The following is a 21,082-nucleotide window of genomic DNA, read 5'->3' as shown; positions in this document are numbered from 1 at the left end:
TTAAAGTCTCCGCTCCAGCTCGAGTATCCATGCACTGAGCAATTTATCCTGTTCAGTACCGGAATCTTGCGCTGCCATATAGTGCTGAAGGGCGCGCTCGGGTTGTTGCAGGTAAAGGTCGTAGAGGATTCCCAGGTTGCGGTGTGCATCGGCATAGTGTGGCCAACGCTCTATGGCGGCGTTGTAGTATTGCTCTGCATCTTCGAACCGCCCCCGGTCACGCATCAGCGCAGCGAGACGATTCCAGGCAAATACATTGTTATCGTTTACCGCAATAGCCTGGCGAAAGCTGCGCTCGGATTCCTCGTATTTCTCGCCGGACTGTTGCACGATTGCCAGATTAAGCCAGGCTCCAGAGAGTTCCGGCCACTTTTCAGTAATTTGGAGCAGTTGCGATTCAGACGCAGGTAAATCATTTGCCTGAAAATTCTGGCGAGCCAGTTCCATCGCCGTACGGGCCTGTTGCGGTACTCTTTTACCATCCCGCAAGTAGGGATTCTCTGTAAGTTGTTGCGCGGCGTCACTATCTGCGGGCGATGTCGTCTTTTGCAGGCCGCTACATGCAGAGAGTAGAAAAACCAATAGCGCAGTAGTGAATAACCGTGCGATTGAAGATAATTTCTGGGCGCTAAATTCAGTGCAGTGCATCACTCCACTCCAGGGTTTTTTCTTCTTTTTTGTAGCGTGCGGGTAACAGCTCTCCCAGTGAATGGAAGCTGCGTTTAACCCAGTCGTCGTAAATACCCACAACCGTGCGCTGGATATTGGCCTCGTGAAGTTCTATGGACTTCTCCTCGAAGGGATAGGCCTGTTCCTCCAGTAGAATTTCGTATTGTTCCAATTCCAGCTCGTTCAGGTTTTTAGGGCGCTGTGAGTCCATCAGGTCACGGCTGAGCTGTCGGTACACTTCCGCGAGGCGATAGTTTGCTTGAGGGGTGAATTCTGCGATGCCAAACTCCAGGACTTTGCGGTAATCTGCCACGGTGGTTTGCATGGCCCGCTTTTTATTAGCGAGACTGGTCTTTAACGGCAAGCGAAGTGCCAGTTCAGCAAATTTCGCATAACTTTGTTCCGCCAGTTCACTTTGAGAATAAGCGGCCAGGTAACGCCCGCGGGGTGACTGCAGCGAGTTCTGTGAAAGTTGTTGTAGCCAGTAATTCCGCTTAGTGGGCTTTTTGGTCTGAGCGTAGATTTCGACCAGCTGAAATTGCGCTTCCAGACGTTGCTCAGCGGGCTCTGGCCACAATTTGCTGTAGTTGCGATAGCTTTCAATAGCCCTGTTGTACTCACCGGCTTTTTGCAGGTTTTCTGCTGCCATAAACAGGGATTGACGGCGAACTTCCCGATCCGGATCTGTAGCGGCTAATTGCAGTAATTCTGAGGCGGCAGCCGCCGGCATTTCCAGAGCTTCAAAGATAACGATGGCTTTGGCAGCCAGTGTCGGCGTCAAGGTGTGCGCGGGATAAAACTGGCGGAAATCAGCGAGTTCTGTGCTGGCGCGCTGCCACAGCCCTAATTGAATAAGAAAATTAATCGCATCATATTGGGCGGTGGCCGCAACCTCTGTGCGCCCGCTATCGCGGATACGCAGCAGGTGATTGAGGGCTTCCTCACTGGGAGCGGCATCCTCACTCTCGCGCTGGGCCAAAATGATTTCTGCCTGGCGATAGATGGATAACTGCAATTGGCGCAATGCGTCTTTGCGCAGCTTATCGTCTGGCTGGTAGCCGAGCGCGCGGGTATAGGCAGCCTCTGCCTGGGGATATTGCTTCAGGGAAAAATGGCTGTGGGCCAGTATTATTGCAATACTTAGTTGCTGTTGCCTATTGGCTGGCGGTTGCCATTGATCGGCGTGCTCGGCAGCGGCGATGGCTTCGGCAAAGCGCGATTGTTGTAACAACTTATCGGCAGCGGCCAGCTGTACTGGCAGAGCTCTCGGGTCTTGGGGCCAGCTCTGTGCAAATTTCAGGCTCGCTTCGATATTGCGATCGAGCCACAGGATTTTCTGTTCCGACTCTTGATCCGGAGTTTGTTCATGCACTCTGGCTGCACTGAGGATGGCTCCGTAGCCGGCTTCGGCAGCATACTTGTGATCTTGGTATTCCCAGGCGACCTGGCTGTAAGCGCGCCAGGCGGCGGGGTGATCTGCAGCCTGCTCAAGACACTCCGCCATCAGGAAAACCATGGATGGCGTGCGTGGATCTTGTGGAAAAGTCTGCGCGTATTCCTGATATAACGCGGCGGCGCTGCGATAGGCACCCAGTGATTGTGCGCTGACAAGGCGACGTTCTTTCACCTTATTCGCGGGTAGTTTTGTGACCTGCTGAGCCAATTCCTGAGCGCGGGCGTGGTCAAACTGGGCCAATTCATACAGCCATGGTTGCAGGGTTTTGGCCAACTCCTGTTGTTGAGTTTCACCTGCTGCTTGCCAGTAATCACTGTTCACACCATAGCGACGCACAAAGTCCCGCTTCGTGGGTAGAACTTCCTTATGTAGTCTCCCCGCTTGCAAGGTTTCAACGGCGAGAAGATGAAGCTGTGGGGCTTGCTGGGTTTGTGGGTAGTGATTGACGAATTGTAAAAAGGTATCGGCACTATTGCGGAACAACTCTTTTTCCCGATACCAGGTACCGAGTGCACTGTATAGCTGGTGCTGATAGGGACGTGGCTCTCCATTGAGATTAAAAGACTCAATGGCTTCAGCACCTCCCAGGTAGCTGAAGTTTAATGCGAGCCCACGCAGGCTGTCTTCACGCAGGCGCTGCCGCCCAACAGGGAGTTCCTCCCCCTGTTCCTCACTGTGCAAAATATCCAGCGACTGGAGAAAAATTTCTGTGGATGCGCGGTAATTGCTCGATTTAAATTCTGACCAAGCCAACATATAGCGAGCATTATCTGTAAATGGACTCGGCCCCTGCTTGAGCAATGCACGGAAATCTCGGGCGGCACTTGGGTAGTCTTTGCGATTGAATGCCGCCTCGCCACGGCGGAATAAGACTTCGCCGATAAACGGTGAGTCCGGTGCGCTACCGGCTATCTTTTCCAATGCCTGTAAGGCTGCAGGCATTTCCCCATCCAGTGCCCGGGCGCGGGCTAAGCGATAGAGAATGTAATCATCTTTTGGGCGCTGGGCAGAGAGACTTTGGTAATAATCTACCGCGCTGGAGTAGTCGACAATGGTATCCGGATTGTCGGACTGTTTTTGCTCCAGTCGTTCCATTTCCAAGTCAGCAAGGCGCAGATGGATTTGTTGCCGAACCTTGGGATCGGCGTGGCTGTCCAGTGCTGTGCGGTAACTTTGCACCAGGTTTTCCAACGCGATAGCGGTTTGCACGGGCGGGCTTTGTGGTGCCTTTTCCTGGGAGCTGGGCGGGTTGGCACGGGGCAGGTCAGCCAGGGTTTGTACCGGTTGATTGCCACAAGCTGTCAGGGCACAGCAAATACCAATAGCCAGGGAGCGCAGGGTAAACACAGTTGCCGGATGCGGGGCGTTATTCATTGTCTGAGGCCCCGGTATTATCCGTGTCACTGTCAGCCTGAGAGGTTGCGGGGATCGTCTGCATTTCAGCGTCTTGCAGACGTGCGATAGCCAGGCGTGTGTGGGCCATATAATTGTGAATTTGCTGCTGCTCCCTACCCAGCTGGGCGATAACCTCTCGGCGTAGGTCGGCTTCAATCAATTCGCTGGCTCGACCAATCGCCGCTTGCTGAGCTGGAATTTCGTCATCGGCGGTGACCACCCGATAGGCTAGTTGGCGCAGTTGTGGCCCCCGCTGTGCTTCGGTATCTGTTTTCTTGCGTTGTTCCCGCCCCCTGCGTAACTGCTCTTCGAGCAGCTGTAGGGATTTTCGCTGCTGCCACAACTTCTCGTGATACTGTTCGTTGGCTTGCCAAAGCAAAATCCCCCGGGCTTTCGCCAGGGTTTCCGCTTGTTGTTGGCTGGCTTTGCCGCTGTCCTGGATTTTTTTAAGATGTTCTTGAGCGCCGGTGAGAATTTCCAGTAATTCGAGGGTTTCACTTTGTTCATTTGGAGTGGCGGTGGTCGCCAATAAAGTGAGTGCGTCGCGCTCCTGTTCAATATGCTCGAGAGCTGCCCTCAAATGATCGTATTGCTGGGTTGCCATCTGCAACTGCTGGTCAAACTGGGCGCTATTGTAGTTATCAATAATCGTTGTACGGCGCAGGTGACGCTCTTCGATAACGTCGGCAAATTGGGGTAGTTTATCTTGCCAGGTCTGTAGTACCTGGGTGAGCTGCTGCAGATCGCGCAGCTCGGTGAGCCGCAATTGGAAGCGGTCACTTTGCAGGATTGGCCGCAGAAAGTGCTGGTTATCGCGCAATAGGGGAGAGGCCTGGGCCAGTTGTAACCAGCCATAGCGCCATGCCTCGCGCTGAACAGGATCATAGGCCAGTGGTTCCGTCGCCAGGTCTTGTTGTAACTGGTGTAACTCAGTAAGTGTTTCCAGGTAATAAGCTTCAGCGCTTTGATATGCTCTGAGGGCTACAGAGCGATTTTCCAGTTTTTCGTAACCATAAGGCAGGGCTACCATCGCTTCCCGTGCGGCGGGACTGTAGCGGTGCTTATCCAGTAAAAACTGCAGTGCGTCTATGCCCGCTTGGTAGTCTTCACCATTGATAGAGGACCAAGCCATCCCTAGGAGTGCGCGAGTTGCCCAGGGCGTGTTGAGGCGAACCCTGGAAAAGGCTTCTTTAGCTGCGCTGTGTTGCTCTGCAAGAGCCAGGGCGTACCCCATACCAATATGGGCTTTATCAATGAGTATGGGAATTTCAGACGAAGGAATATCAATTGTTTCTGCAAAATCAACAGCGACTTGATATTCGTGAATTGCTGCAGGCAATTGGCCGGACCTGGCAAAGGCTGCGCCTAAGTTGATATGTCCCAATAACTTTTCCGCAGGGTATAAATCGCTGGTTTCCAGTAATTTTTGAGCCGTGGTGAGGTCTTTATTGCGCAGCGCTAAGTTGAGAGGTAGAGAGGACTCCTCGGCAACCCCTGACTTTTCCAAGTGTGCTGCAGCGCTGACAAAATCACCGTTCAGGTAATTTAATTCGGCCAGCTTTAACCAGGCAGTGCGGCGATATTTTGGCGCAGCCTCGACATTACTCTGCTGTTCAAATAGTTCAGCTGCTCGTCTATGTAAACCAAACCCTAGGCTGATCCCGCCCTCTATCAATGCGGCGTTATCCCTGTGAATTTGAATTGAATCCCGCTGTTGAGCAACCAGCAGTGTGCTCAGGGCATCAAAGTAATTCCCTTGAAAATACTCGTAAAGCGTAGCGCCATAAGCCAGGTCTTGAGCCCTTTGGTATTTTTGTGGGGCTCGCTGCTCATTGCTGGGACTGTTTGTTTCGGCCACAGTATCAGCTTCCTGAGCGCAAAGGTTACTTGCGGCAAGGGTGAGCGCCAGGGATAGGGTGCGGGTAAAAGATGGGTAGTGCATGGCTAATCAGGGCGTTGGCCACTGCACCAACTCAAACTCCGGCTGTTGTTTTCCGGAGTTGTCTGAGATAACCAGTTCAATAACGGCGGGCTCATCACTTTTATTCAATTCCAACTTGGCTGCCCGCTTGTATTCGCGCCCTTCGGGCCCAAGGCCAGTTATAAAAGCAGAAATAGTGTAATCACCGGATTTTAGGTTGCCTTTGTAAAGCGGTTGAATGCCACCGCGAATCAACGCTTCCCGCTGATGTTCCGTATATAGATGACTTGCACTTAACTTGTTATCGATGTGTAGCTTTACTGCATCCAAAGTAAAATAGTGGCCTACATCCATAGATACATAAAAGGCAATTTGGCTCTGTGCGGGATAGAGCAAATCTTCTTCAAGAATCAATAAATCCCTGTTTAATTTGAGTACATCGCGCTTTAATTCTTCCAATTTCTCCGCAGAGAAATCGCTTTCCTGAGCCTGCACAAGCACAGAGCCTAAAAGGCCGATAAATAAAATAAAGCACTGAAAGGGGCGTCTCATGGCAGACCTTTTGATAGGAATTGGCATTATTCTTTGGTCGGCGCAAATTATGTCAGGGGATCAACGATCTGATGTGATCTTGTTGGCAAATTTTTTATGAAGATAAAACGGATTACTCAAAGATTCTCCAAACCGCGACTGAAAAACAGCTTCCGGTTACTATCGATAACTACTGCTTCAAATTGGGGCAATCGATTAATAAGTGCCAAGCCTTTCTCTTTTCCCAGAACAAACACACTGGTAGAAAGGGGGTCGGTATCAAAGCCGCGGGGGCCAATAATGCTGACACTAATCAACTTATCAGTGTCTTTTGCAGAAGTTTCCGAGGGTTTTCCTGTGGATGGGTTAAAAATATGGTGCACTCTATCCTGCTGCTCATCAATAAAATAACGCTCGTAATCACCTGAGGTAGAGATAGCAATATCACGCAGGGGGATAACCGCAGCATTTTTACTTTTTTCACGGGGGTGGCGAATACCCACTAACCAGGGTTGCCCCTGTTTATCTCCCAGCATGCGTGCATCGCCACCGGCACTGACGCTGGCGCAGCAAATGTCTGCCTGCTTGAGGATCTCAATTGCCCGATCAACCGCATAGCCTTTGGCAATTCCCCCCAAATCTATTTTTGTGTTTTTGTGGCCAAAACGGAGTGTATTGGCCTTTTTATTCAGTTTTAAGTGGCGGTAATTCAACGCTTCTAACAACGAGTCCGTCAGCTGGGCGTCTGCCTGTTTCTGCTGGCGAAAATCATAGTGCTTGCCCAGGGTGGCGTAGCTGATATCGAATGCACCGTCGGTGAGCTGGCTAAACCAAAGGGACTTATCAATCAGGTTGGTGAGCTCTTTGGAAATATTGACGTTTCCCCGGCCAGCTGTGCGGTTAACGAGTGATAGTTCACTGTTTTTCTTATAGGGAGAGAGCTGATCGTCAAGTCGATGAAACTCTGTCATGACCTCTTCAATAAGGTGCTCAGCCTCATTGTCGTCTTCGTGCCATAGTTGCAGGCGAACCTGGGTTCCCATAATTGCACGTTCAGCGTAGTGCCATTCGGCCACAGAAGGAATCGCGCAAAGTGTGGCACCACACAGTAATAGTGATTTAAAAACGCGGAACATCACTTATCCAACTTAAATAATGGGGGCGAAGGCAGTCATACTGTCTTGTAAGTTACTATCGCCGAGACCGTGATTCGGAAATAAGGTTGAGAAATTACCTTGCTCCCCGTGCAGGGCCATATAATTGAGCACTACAGTTTCCACTAATAAATTGACGTTGTTAGCGGCTGGGGTGGATGTTGTTTCTACGTCACCGGAGCTGCGCATATAGCCGAGTTGCTGGTGAATCGCCTGCTCATCCGCTGTGCCACCGAGTAATTGTGGTCGGCCCGCCGGGTTGTATACCAGGAAAAATGAGGCGGCTGTCTGTTGGTCATCGCCAGTCCAGACACCTTTGCCACGGCCTTCTACCGAGTCGTCCAGCATTCCGTTGGAGAAAACGGAACCATCACTAAAAACGTAAATCATCAGGGGCTGGTTGCGGCGGGCGGCATACTCCAGGCAAGCGCCAATACAGCGCCCAGCGCGCAAATCGCGAATCTCTCCTGTGGCGCGGTCGCCGGTATGGTAGTCATAGCCGCCCATGGTAATAGTGCCTGCACCGGCATATCCATTGACGACCAGCTTCATCACTGAGGCGGTCTTTTGGAACTCTCTGTCTCCACTCAATTCTGAACTGGTAAAAACACCGGATGGCCCGACGATATCTGGATCGGATTCGGGATTTAAATCGGCCGGGTTGCCAAAGCGATCAGCCAGGTCAGCGCTTTTCATATAGCCGCAACGCACCAGGTCTTTAATGACTGCATCGGTGCTGACTTTAGTATTTACGTTGCTGAGTTTCGCTTCGGAGATACGGTACATGGACTCCATTACTGCGACAGTGTCCTCCTGACTGAGCAGCCCCACCAGGTCTCCTACATCTACAAGGCCGGTAACGTCGGAAGAGCGATCCACTTTGGTGGGGCGAACTTCGGGGTTGATCATGGCGGAAGGAGCCATGGAGTTGCCACCGGAATCACTGGAGCTGGAGCCGATCAGGGCCAGCAGGGAACCGTTGGCTCCCGCCTGGTTAATACCGTACATGGGATTGTGTGGGTTGTTGCCTGTATCATTTTCCGAGCGAGCGGGAATAACTGCACCGTTGGTCGCCGATGCTGTGCCAGCAGCGATTTTTTCCAGGATGCCTCGCAACATGCCGCTGTCACTATGGAAGGCGAGACCCAGGTCAGTATTGATAAATTCATCACCGAGGGAGGGAACTATATCCCCGGGGAGGCCTTGCTTGTTGTAGCCGGCTGTGCCGAGAAAATCCATTTGTCCGCCCTCTTTACCTACCAGCACATTGGAGCCTGCGATATTGGCGCCGCCGGCGAGATCGAAACAAATAAAAGGAATTTTACCGGCACCGAATGCACTGACGTCACAGGGGCCGCCATTGGTTTTTCGCAGTGCTTCCAGGTCCGAGGAAAGGGCTGCATGGGCACTACGGGGATTGGCAAACAAGCTGAAGACAGAGCCGCCCAGCACTGTTCCCATACCCGCTCGGAAGCCTTGAGCGAGAAAGTCGCGGCGTGTAACCGGGCGGTGGTGGTCCGGGTGCCGTAGGGGCTGGTCCAGATCAAAGTGTTTTTTCTTGCTCATAATATTCCCGGATAGAGTTTTCGGTGTGCCGGCTCTTTATTGTGGAGGGGCTCTACCGGCGAAAGCTTTGCCGACAAAGCCGCTAGTCTTTTTTATGCGATTAGTGAATCAGGATCATGGCACTGCCCATGGCGGCAGCACATACGGCTTTCACCGTAGTTTCTGTGCGACCTGAATTGCAGCTGCTGCCACAGGCGGTCATGGTGTCGATAAGCGTGTCCAGTTCTGTCTCTACAGAGGCTAGGTCCGGGGCGCTGGCAAGCTGCGAGACGCTACCGTCATGCCAGTTCATCTCGTGGCCAAGCAAACCTTCCATGAGCGGATCGATAATCTGCGCGCGCTTGCTGGCGCTGTCGAAGGCGGTGTCTGCGGAAGCGCTGAAGTCAAATCCACTGAAGTAGCTGCTGCGCTCACTGGAGTCCACCAGGGTGCTGCAATACTTCACTGCCAGCTGGGTAATACCCATTTGCTGTGCAGCGAGGAATCCTTCAATGTCACTTTCAACCGGAAGCTGGCGTTTCACAGTTTCCCAGGTTTCATAAATATCCGGGTGGGACATGGAGACTCCGGTCGCCTGGGACAGGCTTGCATGGATTTGTTCAAATCGGCGCAGACCTATGCGCGATTGCGCTTCCAGGTCAGCGGTATCCGCAGGTTCAGCTGGAGTGGCCTCAACCCGGTTATAGGTTTCGCTGCCGATTTTCTCGAAAGTCAGGAAAAATTCATCATCGAGGGGACCCTTATCCAGAGTGATAATAGTCCCGAGCCTGGAAAGCTGCTGGCCTTCACCTGCTACGTAGCTATTGTCGACTGCAGTGGATAACTTGGACCAGGCCTGGCCCACCTCCGCTTCGCGGCCATTAATACCGATACGCATTCCCTCAATGGCGATTCCAGATGGATCGACACTGTCGTCGAGGCTGACAAATGTGGGTTCACTAAACAGGTAGGCATAATTATCAAATTGCTGCACAGTAAACATGACATAGCTTTCGGCAATGCCTGTGTGCTCTTCAACTTTGAATAACAGCAGATATTTTTCACCGACACCGACTTCGTAGTTGGTAGCGATATCCTCTTCCGATAGGGCGCGGGAGTGAATTGCCAATAGGCGAATGGAGCCTTCCCAAATATTGCCGTTACTGACTTCGCTGCCCACTGCGAGGGCAAAGGTATCGTCCCAGGTAGAGAGCAAACCGGATTCACTTGGGTCCGGCTCCCCGGTATTTGCACCGTTAACGTAAAGCTTGCGTCCGTTAATTGGATCGTAAGTGGCCACCACATGCTGGAGACTGGCTTGTACAACCTGGTCAGCATCATCGGTTGCCAGGGCAGGCATACCGTCCGCATCGGTGTTGTCATTGCGGTTTTGCACGGTGTAACTGTATTGATCCTGGCCGAGAGTGAAGTTGCGAATATCATCGCCACCGGAATAGGTGACGATACGCGCGGGCCCATCCTGTGAGACGTTGGCTGGTGCCGCCCAGATTTCAATTGAGTATTCACCGGTGGCTGTGAGTGTATCGTAAAGTTTGCTGCTGGTTGCAGTAGCTCCCTGTGCTTTACCCCCCTTCAATTGCAGCCCCCAGGAGTCGATCCACTCCACATCGCCAGATAAGGCGAGATCAATTGCGGGGTTAACCCCGGATGTATCGTAGGCAGTGGTGCCGCTGCCGGTTTTAAATTCATAGAGAGCAATCGCATTGCTCTCTATACGGCCGCCACTACTCGCAACAATACCGTCCGTGAGGCGCAGTGCCTTACTAATAACCCAGTCGGGATCTACCTCGGTGAGACTGATGGTATCGGCGAAGGCCTGAATTGCCGCAGTCATCTCAGCTTCGTTATCTGTGCAGTTATCCCAGCAGTTGTGGTATTCACTGCCCAAGCGCACAGAGAAGCGTGAATCGACCGGAGAATCCAGGTTAATTTTGCTGGTTGCAGATGCGTAGGCCAGGTCGACATCTGAGCTGGCAAAGTAGGGGGTCTGTGCCGTTGTCGCATCTTCACTGTGACAGCTGGCACAGTAGCTGCGCAACAGAGGGTAAACTGTAGTGCTAAAGCTGCCGCTGGATTCGGGGAAACTCTTACTGGCACCCACTTCACGCTCGACAGGAGCGACAAGGGTGAGTGTGTTACTGAGGCCGGCGCTGGACCGGGCCCACTCCTCGATGTAATTGGTTATAATTTCCGCACAGGCATCATTGCTGGAAAGCCAGCAGTTGTGCCCTCCACCAACTTTGGTTACCAAACGGGATTCATCGGGAACTGATAAGTTAATTAACTCGCGTCCGGCATCGTAGGCAGCATTGATATCATCGCCGCGGACAAAATGTGGGCTCTGGTTATTTTCAATATGACAGCTGCCACATCGATTTGTCGCCGCTAGGTTATCCCAGATGTACTGCTTATATTGATTGACATCATCGGTTTCAGGATCTGGTCCGGAGTAGGCAGCGGTGCCATCGTTGTCGCTGATATCCGGTTGACTTTCGGTGCCCTCTCCACTGCCACCACTACAGGCACTGATTGCCAGGGCAGCACAAAACAGTGAAGCGATACGAAGCGTGCGAACTATCAGTGTATTTTCTATCACTGGGAGACTTTTATAGGTTTTCATTTTTTAATCTCCCGCGCAGTAAACCGCAGTGTCTGCGTATACCTGCTTAAGTTTGTAGCCGGTATTGCTGAAGTCATCGGTAATAGTTTCGATACGGTTGCGGTCGGTAGAATCTTCCGGCTCGCGCAGACAAACTTGGCGAAACACCTTAGTTACTTGGCATTTAGCGAAAGCTCGGCTGTTAGACAACTCCTCTCCCAGGGATTTGATACCGTTGCCGTTGCCGGACAAGGTGTCGCTCCAGCCCAGATGCATATTTATGCCCTCGCGCCAGTAATTAACCCAGCTGTCGTCGGGAATAATAAAACCGTGGGGAAAATTGCCGCTGTTGATCAGGTTTTTGGCCTTAACACGGCTGCCGGTTTCTGGATCTATATCACCGGCTGCGTTGTAATCCAGGGCTCCCTCTTCTCCATCGGGATCATTGTCTGCATCGTATACATAGTCGTAGTAAGCGAATGCCTGTGCCATGGGGTCCATGCCGCTGTGGCAACCGATACAGTTATTTTGGAATACCCGACTGTCGCCCCCAGGGCTGCGGCTTACGTCCTGTCGAATACGATCCGGTGAGCGGGAAGTATCCTGCACCTGCTCCATGTCGTTACACAGGTGATTGAGCATGGTAAAGCGAAACATGGCGCGATTGGTTCCCGCACTAAAAAAAGCCTTTGCAGCGGCGCGGCTGGTAAGAACGCCGGCGGTGGCATCTGCGGGGAGACCATTGAGAGAGGATTGAGCTTCCTGCACCAGATTGTCCTGCAGGGAATAGCCCCCGGCTTCCAGTGTCTCGTAGTGGTCGTTATTTCCCATGTTGTAGGAGGGCAGGCCAGAAATATCACCGGTGTAGAGAATATTTGCCGAGAGCAGTTGGCGGAAGTCCATATCGTCCCGAACCATGCCGATTACCGTCGCAGTGTAATCATTTAATGGTTCAAATACGTCCTGCTCCTCATTAGTCCAGGGGGTGGCCAGATTTTTTAGGGTGACATTATAGAAGGCGTCATTCTCCATTGCCGTATACGCCGCAGCGGTGGGATCACCGTTTTCTATATCCTCTGCCATATCCAGCAATACACTCTCGCTGGGAATGGTTCCGGTGATGCGGCTGTGAATTTGGAGAGCCTGGTCCTGCGATGCTGATAGGGCAGAATTGCTCCACAAACCTACTCCGAGCAGTGCGGTTACCGTGGTGAGCCGGAGTACACGCGCTCGAGACGAATTATTTTTCATTGGACTATTTTTGTCGGTGAGATCACTGGGATGTGGCAAAGCAGTCTAAAAGCAGATTTCAACAATGTCAGAATGACTTTCAATATTTGCGTCCCAGTTGGCAAACTTTTTGTGCGCAACTTGCGAGAATTAGCCTCAGCGGTCAAAGCCGTATAAAAAAGTTCTTAGGCTAAGAGCACAAAAAAGGCGTGTGCTGCTCGTGCCAAACCCGGGTGGATAACAAAAATGAAATGTTTGCGTGCGCTACCGCTTTTGCTATTGGTGACGGCCTGTAGTGGCGGTGGCAGTTCCAGTGGTGGTGAAGACCAAGCCGAAGATCCCGTGGTGGAGGACTATCCTGTTGCTTTTGTACTTCGTCAATTAAGTAGTGACGATGATGGCAGCCTCCTTCAGGATAATATTTATGAGCCCGGGGAATTTTTTGCCGGAGCTCAACTGATTTTAAAAGACCGTGCAACCGCCAGTGCTGCAGAAACTGTCATTACTGCAAATATATTTGACGGTGATTACGATGTAAAAGATCTGAATACTTCAGCAGATGGCAGCCAGCTTATATTTGCTATGCGGGCACCGGAAATAGAAGACGCTGATGACGATGAGCAGCCTACCTGGAATATTTGGGTATACAACACCGAAACAGAAGAACTCAATCGGGTAATTGAGTCAGATTTAACTGCTGAAGAAGGCCAGGATATCGCTCCCGCTTTTTTACCCGATGGACGCATTATTTTTTCTTCTACCCGCCAGCGGCGCTCCAGAGCTCTTTTACTGGATGACGGTAAACCGCAATTCTCGGCCCTGACTGAAAATCGAGAGGAGCCGGCATTTGTACTCCATGTAATGGAAGCGGACGGAACCGATATCACTCAGATATCGTTTAATCAGAGCCATGATTTAAATCCAGTTGTATTGAGCGATGGACGGGTCCTGTTTAACCGCTGGGACAATGCGGCAGGTATCGATAAATTAAGCTTATATACAGTAAATCCAGATGGTTCTGACCTGGCGGTTTATTACGGTTATCACAGTCAAAATACGGGTACAGAAGAGACTGAGGCCGCCTTCAATCGACCGCACGAAATGCCGGATGGCCGCCTTTTGGTAACGTTGCGCGCTCCCTCTGGGCTCACTTATGGTGGCGATCTCGTGACTATCGATGGAATTGTTTATAGCGAAGCCTACAGTGAGCCGGAGCAAAGTGGTGAAATGGTCGGGCAGGCTTCTATCACTGTTGGAGAAGTCACTACCGACGATACTATTTCTCCCCATGGTACTTTTGCTTCCGCATGGCCATTCTACGATGGGACAAGTCGTTTGTTGGTAACCTGGAGTGAATGCCGGGTTATCAATGAAGAAACCGAGCTGCTGGAGACCTGCCCGGATACTCTTGCCGAAGACGAAGAAGTTCAATTGGCAGACCCACTCTACGGCCTGTGGATTTACGATTATATCGCCGGTACCCAGCTTCCTATTGTGGTTGTGGAAGAGGGAGAAATGATATCCGAAGGGGTTACTCTGGAGCCTCGCACTGAACCCACCTATATTCCAGATCCTGTCCCGGGAGTCGATGTCGATGCGGATCTGGTGGAAGAATCTGTCGGAATCCTGGATATTCGCAGTGTTTATGATTTTGATGGTGAAGATATTGCCGGAATCGAAACCTTGGCGGACCCCGCCCAAACCACAGCAGATTTGCGGCCTGCACGATTCCTGAAAATTTCCAAGGCCGTGGGCATTCCCGATGATGATGTTCTGGACTTTGATGGAGCGGCATTTGGCCGCAATGGTAATCAGGGCATGCGTGAAATATTGGGTTATACCCCAATCCAGCCCGACGGTTCCGTAAGGGTAAAAGTTCCCGCAGATATGCCCCTGGCAATATCCGTTGTCGATGCGGATGGAAAACGCATTTTCGATAGTCATAATAACTGGTTACAACTACAAGCGGGTGAAGTGCGCAGTTGTAACGGTTGTCATACTAGCGATAGCGAAGCTCCTCATGGCCGCACGGATATGCAGCTGGAATCAGCTTGGGTTGGAGCGCCGACCTCGGCAGCACCATTTGCCAATACTGAGCCCGCGCTACTGGCGGAAATGGGCGAGACCATGGCTCAATTATTGGCCCGGTATATTGGTGAGGCTGCACTTGAAGGAGATCTGCACTTTACCGATTTATGGACTGATCCTGCGGTACGGACTAAGGATGATGAGTTATTGCTTTCATACGGTGATTTGAGTACGGATGCACCGGTGGAATCCACCTGTTTAACAGAGTGGGAAAGTAACTGTCGAATCGTCATTCACTATGAACAACATATTCAGCCGCTCTGGGATTTCCCCCGTGAAGTATTGGATAGTACAGGAGCAGTAATAGCTGATTATACCTGTACAGGCTGTCACTCTCCTGTTGATGCTGCTGGAGCAACTCAAATACCCGATGGGCAATTAGATCTTACAACCTCGGCTTCCTCTGTTAATGATGCTTGGTTTGTTTCCTATTCCGAGCTGGTGGCCGATCGCGCTGAATTGGAGTTATCCAGTGGGGTGCTAACACCGCGGCTTGTACAGGAATTTGATGATGATGGAAATCCTGTTTACGAGGTTGATGAGGATGGCGAATTAGTTCTCGACAGTAACGGTGATCCGATCCCAGTAATGGTTACCGTCAATATTTCCTCTCCCTTGACGAGCTCTGCTCTTGAGAGCTCGTTTTTTTCTATCTTTGAAAATGGTGGCGCACACCAAGGGTACTTAGAAGATGCCGAGTTGCGCTTGATTGCCGAGTGGTTTGATATTGGCGCTCAATACTATAACGATCCTTTTGCGGCGCCGGCAGATTAAACCATGTTGAAGTTACACCAAAATTCTATTGGCAGTTTCGCGGTATTTGTATTGCTGCTACTTTTTTCTGGGCAGGCTTCTTCTGAACGAACTTTGATGGAATCTGATTCTTCAGATGAAACCCCACAAGAAGAATTGGTTGAGACTGAGACTGAGACTGAGACTGAGACTGAGACTGAGACTGAGAAAAAATATAAAGGCCTTGAGGATGCAGAGCCGGTTACAGTCGGTAATGCATTTATTAATATTTACCGAGGCCCGGGGCGCGGTTACCCGATATTCTATGTCGCTGAGTATGGTGAACAAATTTGGCTGCTTAAACGCCGCACCGACTGGGTAAAAGTGCTTACTTCACGTAATAAAAGTGGCTGGGTAAAAGTTGACGACTTACGTGAAATCTACGGAGAAAATGGAGAAATTGTTCGAGTTCCTCTGCCAGATTTTTCCGATGTTGACGACGGTTACTTTTACCTAGGTTTGAATTACGGTGATTTTGCTGGAGCGGAATCCCTGGGAGTTAGCCTGGGCTACCAATTTACTGCCAATCTGGCTACTGAAATACGTGCAACCCAGGCGGTAGGTTCCTATTCAGACAGCCAAGTCTATCAGGTGGCAATGGTCCACCAGCCATTTCCACGTTGGAAAATATCCCCTTATTTTGTTTTGGGAGCCGGGATAAATGTTACCTCTCCAAACGCAACTATCGTTGCTACCGAAGATCGGCAAGATACAACGATGTTGGCGGGCGTAGGGTTGCGTACTTACTTATCGCGCCGTTTTGCCATCAGGGCTGAATACACAAATCACTACTTGCTTACTACGCAGGAAAATAATCAGGAGATAGTCGAGTGGAAACTTGGTTTCGACGTATATCTGTAGGCTCTGCGGCGCTTTCCGCACTGGTGGGGACCCAGGTATGCAGTGCTCAGCAGGATGATGAAGTACTTGCGGATATTGTCGCACCTGAACTGGAGCGGCGAGAGATACGTGACGCCCTGATAGATAGTGAAAATATAGAAATTGGTCTGTTTGCTGGTGTTATCAATGTCGAGGATTTTGGCTCAAATTCCCTGTACGGTACTTCAGCGGCCTACCATATCAGCGAAGATTTTTTTATTGAGGCCACCTATGCCCAGACTGAGTTGGGAGAATCCAGCTTTGAAAGATTGAGCGGTGCAGCACCGCTGTTGACTGATGAGCAGCGTGAACTCAGTTATTACAATACCTCTGTGGGCTGGAATATTTTCCAGGGTGAGTACTTTGTATTTGATGACTGGGCTTTTAATGCCAATTTTTATGTTGCGGGAGGTGTGGGAAATACCTCGTTTGCTGACGAGGAGCACTTCACTTACAACTTTGGTGCAGGAGTGAGAATGCTTGCCAACGATTGGCTCGCAGTGCGCCTGGATGTTCGCGACCATGTTTTTGAGCATGAATTATTTGGCGAGGCCCAAGTCACCAATAATCTGTCTGCCCAATTGGGACTTACCATCTTTTTTTAATTGATCATCAAAAAATAACAAGGACTCTTCCATGAAATACCTGGCTGCTTTCCTGACGCTGCTTTTATCGATATCACAGGCTTCCGCCGCAGAGCCCTCTAAGGATTTTACCTTGAGTTCCAACCAAGGCGGAAATTTGAGGCTTGCAGAGCAGCGCGGCGATGTCATTATGCTGAATTTCTGGGCTTCCTGGTGTGGCCCTTGTCGTCAGGAAATGCCGCTGTTGGATCAGCTACATGCTCGCTATGAAGCTGCTGGCTTCCAGGTTTGGGGAGTCAATGTGGATGCACAGCGTAAGGATGCGGACTCGCTATTAGCGAAAATTCCAGTGGATTTTCCGATTCTTTTTGATAGCAAAGGGGAAGTGAGCAAAATGTATGGTGTTGCCGCTATGCCCAGCACCGTATTTATTGATCGTGATGGCAACGTTCGCTATATCCATAAAGGTTATCGTGATGGGGATGAAGCTGCCTATAAAAAAATGATTAAGGAATTGATTCGGGAGTAGTGTCATGCGTGCACTATTGCTAGTTTGCACTTTCTTGATGAGTACAGGTTGCACTGTTAACCCGTGGATTGCACCCTACGAACGACAATTTCTTGCGGATCCTATTATGGGGTTTGAGCAGGATCCAGTAGCTGCTCGCTATATGAATCACGTGTATGAAGCTCGTGAAGCTGCGCGTGGAGCTGAAGGAGGCAGTGGAGGTGGATGTGGTTGTAACTAAGCTTCTATCTCGCTGGGGCGGGTTGGCATTTTTGGCACCGCTCGCTGCCGTGGCCGCAGTGCTTCCCGAAGAGCGGGCAGACAATATGTATCACGCCTATAGCGGTGGTGGAGTGACCATTGATGGGCCTTCAGTATTGATTCGCCAGAATGTTGGCAACAATGTTTCCCTGTCTGCCAATTACTATGTGGACATGATTTCCGGGGCCTCTATTGATGTGGAGGCCACGGCCAGTGAGTATTCGGAGCAGCGGGATGAGTACTCCTTGGGTGCTGACTACCTGGTGGATAAAACTACTATCAGCGTGGGGTACACCAACAGTTCTGAGAATGACTACGAGGCACAAACCGTTGCTTTCGGCATCAGTCAGGGTTTCTTTGGCGACCTAAGTACTATCGACCTGCGGGTTAGTTACGGAAGTGATGATGTGTTCCGCAATGGCGACGATAATTTTGCCGAGGAAGCGCAACACCGTCGCTACGCATTTAGTTGGAATCAGATTCTCACGCAAAAGCTGATTGCAGAGGTGAGTGTCGAAACTGTGTCGGATGAAGGGTATCTCAACAACCCTTATCGCAGTGTTAGGTATCTCGATGAAGCATCTGGAACAGGATTTAGCTATCAGGCCGAGGTTTACCCCAGAACTCGTAACAGTGATGCGGTTGCCCTAAGGGCCAAATATAGATTGCCCTATCGCGCAGCGATTAAAGGGGAGTATCGACACTATGCGGATAGTTGGGGAATCGTTGCAGACAATGTAGAGTTTCGCTATACCCATCCTTGGAAAGAACAAGACGAGTGGGTTTTTGAAGGAAAGATCCGTTACTATCAGCAGAGTAGTGCAGATTTTTACAGCGACCTTTTTCCCTATCTCAACGCTACCAACTTTCGTGCTCGTGATAAGGAGTTGAGTAATTTCACAACCTTGGCCCTTGGCCTGGGAGTGTCCTATGAGTTGCCACGGCGCTGGTCTCTATTAAATCGCAGGAATACAATTAATCTTTACTGGGATCATATTCTATTTGACTACGATGACTTTCTCGATGTCACAGTACACGGTTCAGCTACATCTATCAGTCCCGGTGACGAACCCGCTTATAGTTTCTCTGCCAATGTAATTCGATTATTTTGGTCGGTCCGTTTTTAGGAATGGGGGCCTCTGCGTTCTGTTTTTCAGTAAAAGAACAAGATGCAGAGGCTTTATAGTTTGAGTCAAATTTGACTGTTGATTTATTGCATAGAGTAATCCCGAAGAATTTTTCCAATCCTTATACGATAGTTGTCAAATAGTTGTTTTTTGCCTAGGTGTTGTGCATCAAAATGAGCCTTGTGATTTTTCCAACTCACTACAGATTCTTCATCCCGCCAAATAGAGAGTGACAAAATTTTTTCTGGCTGATTGAGGCTTTGAAATCTCTCGACTGAGATAAATCCATCGAAGCTGATTAGGTGTTCTTTTAGGTCGGCTGCAACGGCCAGATATTTGTCTTTTCCTGAAGGTTTTGGTGTAACTTCAAATATGACGGCGATCATCAGTGACTTTCCTGTGGGAACTTCAGGTAGGTTTCTGGCACAGCATTTAAAAAGCTTCGCTTCTCTTCAAGAATAAACTTCTCTCTCGTCGCAAACTGAAAATTTCCACTGCCCTGAGGAGACTGCTTAAGCAGTTTTCGATATTGTTCATAATGAGCCAAGCTATCGAAATTAATAATACCAAAGGCCTGAAAGTTGGTGCCCTCAGAAGGTAGAAAATATCCTAATAGTCGTCCGCCACAATTGGGAATGATCTTGCCCCAGTTCTCAGCATACTGCCGGAAAGCATCAAGCTTAAACGGATCGATCTTGTATTCAATAAAACAGGTTACAGTCATCTAAGTTGCCTCTATTCATAATTTGCTGGCATTCTAGATGGTTTAATTTTCTATACTTCGGTGTTCAGCGAACTGTTGCGAGGATAACCATGGAACCTGACATTTCGGTAATATCCAGTTTGATTGGGGATCGGGCGCGCTCAAAAATATTGATGGCGCTTATGAGTGGAAAAGCACTGACAGCAACAGAGTTAGCCTGTGAGGCTGATGTGACTGCACAGACTGCAAGTAACCATCTTTTCAAGCTGGTAGATAGCAAGCTGCTGATAGTTCGCAAGCAGGGTAGGCACAAGTACTTTCAGCTGGCGAGTCATCAAGTTGCCGAAGCGCTAGAGGCACTGCTCAATCTGAGTAGCACCCTGGTACCTCAAAAAGTTACCACTGGGCCCGCAGATCCAGATTTAAGGAAGTCCCGCATCTGCTATGACCATTTAGCAGGAATGGCTGGTGTACTATTGTACGAGGCCCTATTGGCTAGTGAGTTGCTCTCTGAGCAATCACAGCAAGTTTCCTTGACCAAAGAGGGTGAAATATTTTTTCAGGAACGAGGAGTAGCCGTAGCTAGTTTTAAGCAGCGTAAGCGCCCTGTTTGCAAGTCATGCCTAGACTGGAGCGAGCGAAAAAGCCACCTTGCAGGAAGCTTGGGCCAATGGATACTCGAAGATGCCTTGGCAAAGCAGTGGGCGGTTAGAAGAGCGGACTCGAGGGCGATTACTTTCTCCCAGAAGGGGCTTTTACTGTTCTCGAAGCGTTATCAGATTGATCACTCCAAGTTGCTATAAATTATTTGTCAGCTCGTTATCAGATTAAAGGAAAGCCCCGTTAACCATATCAACTGTGCTCCATAGCTGAGACGTTGGTGCAGACCGGGGTTGGTTTTTTCTTCGTAGGCTTTTTTTAAGGTAACAGTAAAATAGATAGAAGCGAGCAAGCAGGCTGTACTAAATAGCCTGAATTCTATTAAGAAGTAACTACTGAAAGTACTTAGCAATGGCGCAATGAGTAAAGACAACAACATAAGCATCCCCGCCCAGGAGTGTATCTGGCATTCAAGACTAGGGGTTTTTGTATAGGGATCTGCATCCATAGGAAAATAACCCGCAACCCAGGTTCCAATACCGTGGATGATAATTAAAACTCCAATGATGGTAAGTACAACTGGGGCCTGTTCAATTTGAATTATATGCAGGCCAAATAAGAAGAATAATATGCCAAGTGGGTAGTTGTTAATGAGGGGGGAGAGCTTCTGGGTTGGGCTTCCAACGGCTCCTAGTTCGCTACAGAATTGTCTTGAATGGCTATAGCCAGAGTATTTTGCTCCTGCCAATGTAACACCTACAACCATCCATACCAGCGAGATAAACCCCAAGTAAGCAAACACTGTATGAGCCCCGACTGGTTATGTTGGGGCAGAAGATAGCACTAGGGAGCCTCTGAATAACTCCGTGATACCTCTGGCATACAGAGCGGTTCACAATCAAGGCGCGGCTTCGCAGGAATGTCTAGACCTTTCAAGAAGTCGCAACGCGGAGTGTGAATCGCTCTGTAAGCCCCGAAGGGCGGGCCTTGAAGGCCACAGCTGCTGCGTTGCAGCTCTT

The 21,082-nt window shown here is 50.1% G+C and carries 18 protein-coding genes; 7 read left to right on the top strand and 11 right to left on the bottom strand.

What is annotated here, in order from left to right:
• The 8 genes from ACJJII_RS04875 to ACJJII_RS04840 all read right to left on the bottom strand — a co-directional run bounded on the left by ACJJII_RS04875 (window position 1) and on the right by ACJJII_RS04840 (window position 12,542).
• Window positions 1-648: a tetratricopeptide repeat protein gene (locus ACJJII_RS04875; RefSeq protein WP_444918497.1), complete on the bottom strand. Its 648-nt coding sequence runs from the start codon at window positions 646-648 to the stop codon at window positions 1-3.
• Entirely contained in the window at window positions 635-3,499 is a 2,865-nt protein-coding gene (locus ACJJII_RS04870; RefSeq protein WP_444918496.1) for a tetratricopeptide repeat protein, read from the bottom strand. Before ACJJII_RS04870 ends, ACJJII_RS04875 begins: the two co-directional genes overlap by 14 nt.
• Entirely contained in the window at window positions 3,492-5,462 is a 1,971-nt protein-coding gene (locus ACJJII_RS04865) for a hypothetical protein (RefSeq protein ID WP_444918495.1), read from the bottom strand. The genes ACJJII_RS04870 and ACJJII_RS04865 overlap by 8 nt, the downstream gene beginning before the upstream one ends.
• Window positions 5,463-5,468: 6 nt before the next feature.
• The gene (locus ACJJII_RS04860) at window positions 5,469-5,993 is read right to left on the bottom strand and encodes an AraC family transcriptional regulator (protein WP_444918494.1); all 525 of its coding nucleotides are present in this window, start codon (window positions 5,991-5,993) and stop codon (window positions 5,469-5,471) included.
• Between the two features lie 116 nt (window positions 5,994-6,109).
• Window positions 6,110-7,108 carry an FAD:protein FMN transferase gene (locus tag ACJJII_RS04855; protein ID WP_444918493.1) on the bottom strand — a complete coding sequence of 333 codons (999 nt, stop codon included), beginning with the start codon at window positions 7,106-7,108 and terminating at the stop codon, window positions 6,110-6,112.
• A gap of 12 nt (window positions 7,109-7,120) precedes the next feature.
• Window positions 7,121-8,692 carry a hypothetical protein gene (locus ACJJII_RS04850; protein WP_444918492.1) on the bottom strand — a complete coding sequence of 524 codons (1,572 nt, stop codon included), beginning with the start codon at window positions 8,690-8,692 and terminating at the stop codon, window positions 7,121-7,123.
• A 100-nt stretch (window positions 8,693-8,792) separates the two neighbouring features.
• Complete coding sequence (locus ACJJII_RS04845) at window positions 8,793-11,312, bottom strand: LamG domain-containing protein (RefSeq protein ID WP_444918491.1); 2,520 nt, start codon at window positions 11,310-11,312, stop codon at window positions 8,793-8,795.
• A 3-nt stretch (window positions 11,313-11,315) separates the two neighbouring features.
• Complete coding sequence (locus ACJJII_RS04840) at window positions 11,316-12,542, bottom strand: hypothetical protein (protein WP_444918490.1); 1,227 nt, start codon at window positions 12,540-12,542, stop codon at window positions 11,316-11,318.
• A 225-nt stretch (window positions 12,543-12,767) separates the two neighbouring features.
• Between ACJJII_RS04840 and ACJJII_RS04835 the strand changes: the two genes are divergently transcribed.
• Genes ACJJII_RS04835 through ACJJII_RS04810 form a run of 6 tightly spaced genes read left to right on the top strand, consistent with a single transcriptional unit; the run spans window position 12,768 to window position 18,760 of the window.
• Complete coding sequence (locus ACJJII_RS04835; RefSeq protein ID WP_444918489.1) at window positions 12,768-15,383, top strand: HzsA-related protein; 2,616 nt, start codon at window positions 12,768-12,770, stop codon at window positions 15,381-15,383.
• A 3-nt stretch (window positions 15,384-15,386) separates the two neighbouring features.
• Complete coding sequence (locus ACJJII_RS04830; protein WP_444918488.1) at window positions 15,387-16,262, top strand: outer membrane beta-barrel protein; 876 nt, start codon at window positions 15,387-15,389, stop codon at window positions 16,260-16,262.
• Complete coding sequence (locus ACJJII_RS04825; RefSeq protein WP_413663673.1) at window positions 16,232-16,885, top strand: outer membrane beta-barrel domain-containing protein; 654 nt, start codon at window positions 16,232-16,234, stop codon at window positions 16,883-16,885. The genes ACJJII_RS04830 and ACJJII_RS04825 overlap by 31 nt, the downstream gene beginning before the upstream one ends.
• Before the next feature lie 31 nt (window positions 16,886-16,916).
• A complete protein-coding gene (locus ACJJII_RS04820; RefSeq protein WP_444918487.1) occupies window positions 16,917-17,393 on the top strand; it encodes a TlpA disulfide reductase family protein in 477 nt (158 codons plus the stop codon).
• A gap of 4 nt (window positions 17,394-17,397) precedes the next feature.
• Complete coding sequence (locus tag ACJJII_RS04815) at window positions 17,398-17,613, top strand: DUF4266 domain-containing protein (protein ID WP_413663671.1); 216 nt, start codon at window positions 17,398-17,400, stop codon at window positions 17,611-17,613.
• Window positions 17,549-18,760, top strand: coding sequence for a DUF3570 domain-containing protein (locus ACJJII_RS04810; protein ID WP_444918486.1), 1,212 nt, complete (start codon window positions 17,549-17,551; stop codon window positions 18,758-18,760). Before ACJJII_RS04815 ends, ACJJII_RS04810 begins: the two co-directional genes overlap by 65 nt.
• 83 nt (window positions 18,761-18,843) lie before the next feature.
• On the opposite strand, the gene ACJJII_RS04805 is transcribed toward ACJJII_RS04810, so the two are convergent.
• On the bottom strand, window positions 18,844-19,146 hold the full coding sequence (locus ACJJII_RS04805; RefSeq protein WP_444895804.1) for an antibiotic biosynthesis monooxygenase family protein: 303 nt from the start codon (window positions 19,144-19,146) through the stop codon (window positions 18,844-18,846).
• The gene (locus tag ACJJII_RS04800) at window positions 19,146-19,484 is read right to left on the bottom strand and encodes an NIPSNAP family protein (RefSeq protein WP_444918485.1); all 339 of its coding nucleotides are present in this window, start codon (window positions 19,482-19,484) and stop codon (window positions 19,146-19,148) included. The genes ACJJII_RS04805 and ACJJII_RS04800 overlap by 1 nt, the downstream gene beginning before the upstream one ends.
• A gap of 89 nt (window positions 19,485-19,573) precedes the next feature.
• Here ACJJII_RS04800 and ACJJII_RS04795 point away from each other — a divergent pair, with 89 nt between their 5' ends.
• Window positions 19,574-20,266 carry an ArsR/SmtB family transcription factor gene (locus ACJJII_RS04795; protein WP_444911725.1) on the top strand — a complete coding sequence of 231 codons (693 nt, stop codon included), beginning with the start codon at window positions 19,574-19,576 and terminating at the stop codon, window positions 20,264-20,266.
• Window positions 20,267-20,274: 8 nt separating this feature from the next.
• On the opposite strand, the gene ACJJII_RS04790 is transcribed toward ACJJII_RS04795, so the two are convergent.
• Window positions 20,275-20,865, bottom strand: a complete 591-nt coding sequence (locus tag ACJJII_RS04790) for a DUF998 domain-containing protein (RefSeq protein WP_444918484.1) — start codon at window positions 20,863-20,865, stop codon at window positions 20,275-20,277.
• Between the last annotated feature and the right edge of the window lie 217 nt (window positions 20,866-21,082).

Source organism: Microbulbifer maximicatervae (SeqCode) (assembly GCF_052467825.1).
Note: the sequence above shows the minus strand (reverse complement) of the source record. Positions and strands in the feature narration are given on the sequence as shown.